This window comes from Kitasatospora sp. NPDC057198, from assembly GCF_042670125.1.
Lineage (GTDB): Bacteria > Actinomycetota > Actinomycetes > Streptomycetales > Streptomycetaceae > Kitasatospora.
In genome coordinates, this window is sequence record NZ_JBHUWH010000750.1 from 1 (window position 1) to 2,406 (window position 2,406).

The window sequence follows — 2,406 nt, forward strand, 5'->3', positions numbered from 1 at the left end:
GGCGGCCGGTGCCGTAGTTGGAGCCGCTCTTCGTGCCGGAGCCCGGCTTCGCCCGGCCGGAGCTCTTGCCGATGAAGCCCGCCGCCATCTGCGAACTCCCGCCGCCGGGGCGCTGCTTGGGGCGGGGGCGGCGCGGGTTGCCGCTCATGTCGACGTCCTTGGGCAGGCCCGCGTCGGCCCGCTTGGCCGGGCGGCGGCGCGCCTCGCCGTCCACCGGCTTGGCCCCGCCGCGCCCGCGGCCGCGCCCGCGCCCGCCGGTGCCCTCGCCGTTCGCCGCCGCCGGCTTCTCCTGGGCGGGGGCGGCCGCCGTCGCCGGCACCGGCAGGGTCACGGCCACGCCGGACGGGGTGCGGGCGCCGGTGATGCGCTTGAGGTCGCCGTCCTCGGGGCGGACCTTGGTGACGGTCGGCCGGATCCCGGCGATGCTCATCAGCCGGTTGACCTCGCGGCGCTGCTCGGGCAGCACCAGGGTGACGACGGTGCCGGACTCGCCGGCCCGGGCGGTGCGGCCGCCGCGGTGCAGGTAGTCCTTGTGGTCGATCGGCGGGTCGACGTTGACGACCAGGTCGAGGCCGTCGATGTGGATGCCGCGGGCGGCCACGTTGGTCGCGATCAGCGCGGTGACCTCGCCCTCGCGGAACTGGTCGAGGACCCGGTTGCGCTGCGGCTGCGACTTGCCGCCGTGCAGCGCGGCGGCCACCACGCCGTTGGCGCGCAGCTGCTTGGCGAGCCGGTCCGCGCCGTGCTTGGTGTGCACGAACATGATCACCCGGCCGTCGCGGGAGGCGATCCGGGCGGTGGTCTCGGCCTTGTCGGCGGGGTCGAGCTGGAGCAGGTGGTGGTCCATGGTGGTGACCGCCCCGGCCGACGGGTCCACCGAGTGGGTGACCGGGTCGGTGAGGAAACGGTTGACCAGCCGGTCCACGTTGCGGTCCAGGGTGGCGGAGAACAGCATCCGCTGCCCGCCCTCGGCGACCTGCTCCAGCAGCTTGACGACCTGCGGCAGGAAGCCCATGTCGGCCATCTGGTCGGCCTCGTCGAGGACGGTGATCGCCACGTCCTCCAGGAACACGTCCCCGCGCTGGATCAGGTCGTCCAGCCGGCCGGGGGTGGCCACCAGCACCTCGGTGCCGCGCCGGACCTGGTTGGACTGCCGGGTGATCGACATGCCGCCGACCACGGTGGTGATCCGCAGGTTCAGCACCCCGGCGTACGGGGCGAGCGCCTCGGTGACCTGCTGGGCCAGCTCGCGGGTGGGCACCAGCACCAGGGCCAGCGGCCGCCTGGCGGAGGCCCGCTTGCCCGCGGTGCGCACCAGCAGCGGCAGGCCGAAGGCCAGGGTCTTGCCGGAGCCGGTGCGGCCCCGGCCGAGCACGTCGCGCCCGGCCAGCGCGTCCGGCAGCGTGGCGGCCTGGATCGGGAACGGCTCGGTGACGCCCTGCGCGCCGAGCTCCTTCAGCAGCCCGGCGGACAGCTCCAGCTCGGCGAAGCTCGCCGCCGGCGGCCGGGACGGGGTGCCCTGCACGGGCGTGAAGTCCTCGGCGACCGCGGGCGCGGCGGAGGCACTGCGGCGCGGACGGCGCGGCTGCTCGGAGCGCGGCGCCCCGGCGGCGCCGGTGCGGGGACGGCCGCCGCGGCCGCGCGGCTTGTCCCCGCGGGGCTGGTCGGCGCGGTTCTGCTCGCCGCGGGGCTGCTCGGCGCGGGAGCGCCCGGTACGGGAGGACTGCTCGGTACGGGGACGGGACTGTTCGGGCATGCGTGTTCCACTTCCTGAGAGGCCGTCAGCCGGTGTGCACGGGCACGACGGGGCTGAGCGTTGAATCGGCCGCCGGAAAGGGAGTGGGGGCCGCCCCGGCCGTCGGGCGGCATGGACGAGGGCCCGTACCCTGTGGAGGTACGGGCCCTCGCCTGCAACATCTAGGAGTCGGCGTGAGCCGGGACTCAGATGGCGCGGATGTTCTCCGCCTGCGGGCCCTTCTGGCCCTGCGTGACGTCGAACTCGACCTTCTGGCCCTCGATCAGCTCACGGAAGCCGGTCGACTGGATGTTCGAGTAGTGAGCGAAGACGTCGGCGCCGCCGCCGTCCTGCTCGATGAAGCCGTAGCCCTTTTCGCTGTTGAACCACTTCACGGTGCCGGTAGCCATAACCGTCTCCACTTTCACTGGGGCATTGGGACGCACACCTCGTGCGCCCCACGTAGCCGCGATCCCCATCCGGAGACTAAACACCGGACAAAACAAATGCGCCTGTCGGTTGGAACCAGCAGGCGCACACACACGTTCATGGGAACCAATACTGCAACTGCTTCGACAATAGCACGTCGGGCCTCGTCAATGGCGGCAATGGTTGCGCTGGTCACACCGTGTTTCGCGGCAGCACGAAGGGGGCATGCGGTCCTCTCGGAC

At 73.2% G+C, this 2,406-nt stretch carries 2 protein-coding genes; both read right to left on the minus strand.

Going from position 1 to position 2,406, the window contains the following annotated elements; translation table 11 throughout:
* Positions 1–1,756: DEAD/DEAH box helicase (locus ACFUEL_RS38595; protein WP_380242718.1), on the minus strand; the 1,756-nt coding region annotated here is incomplete at its 3' end.
* A 185-nt stretch (positions 1,757–1,941) separates the two neighbouring features.
* The gene (locus ACFUEL_RS38600) at positions 1,942–2,145 is read right to left on the minus strand and encodes a cold-shock protein (protein ID WP_380242719.1); all 204 of its coding nucleotides are present in this window, start codon (positions 2,143–2,145) and stop codon (positions 1,942–1,944) included.
* Between the last annotated feature and the right edge of the window lie 261 nt (positions 2,146–2,406).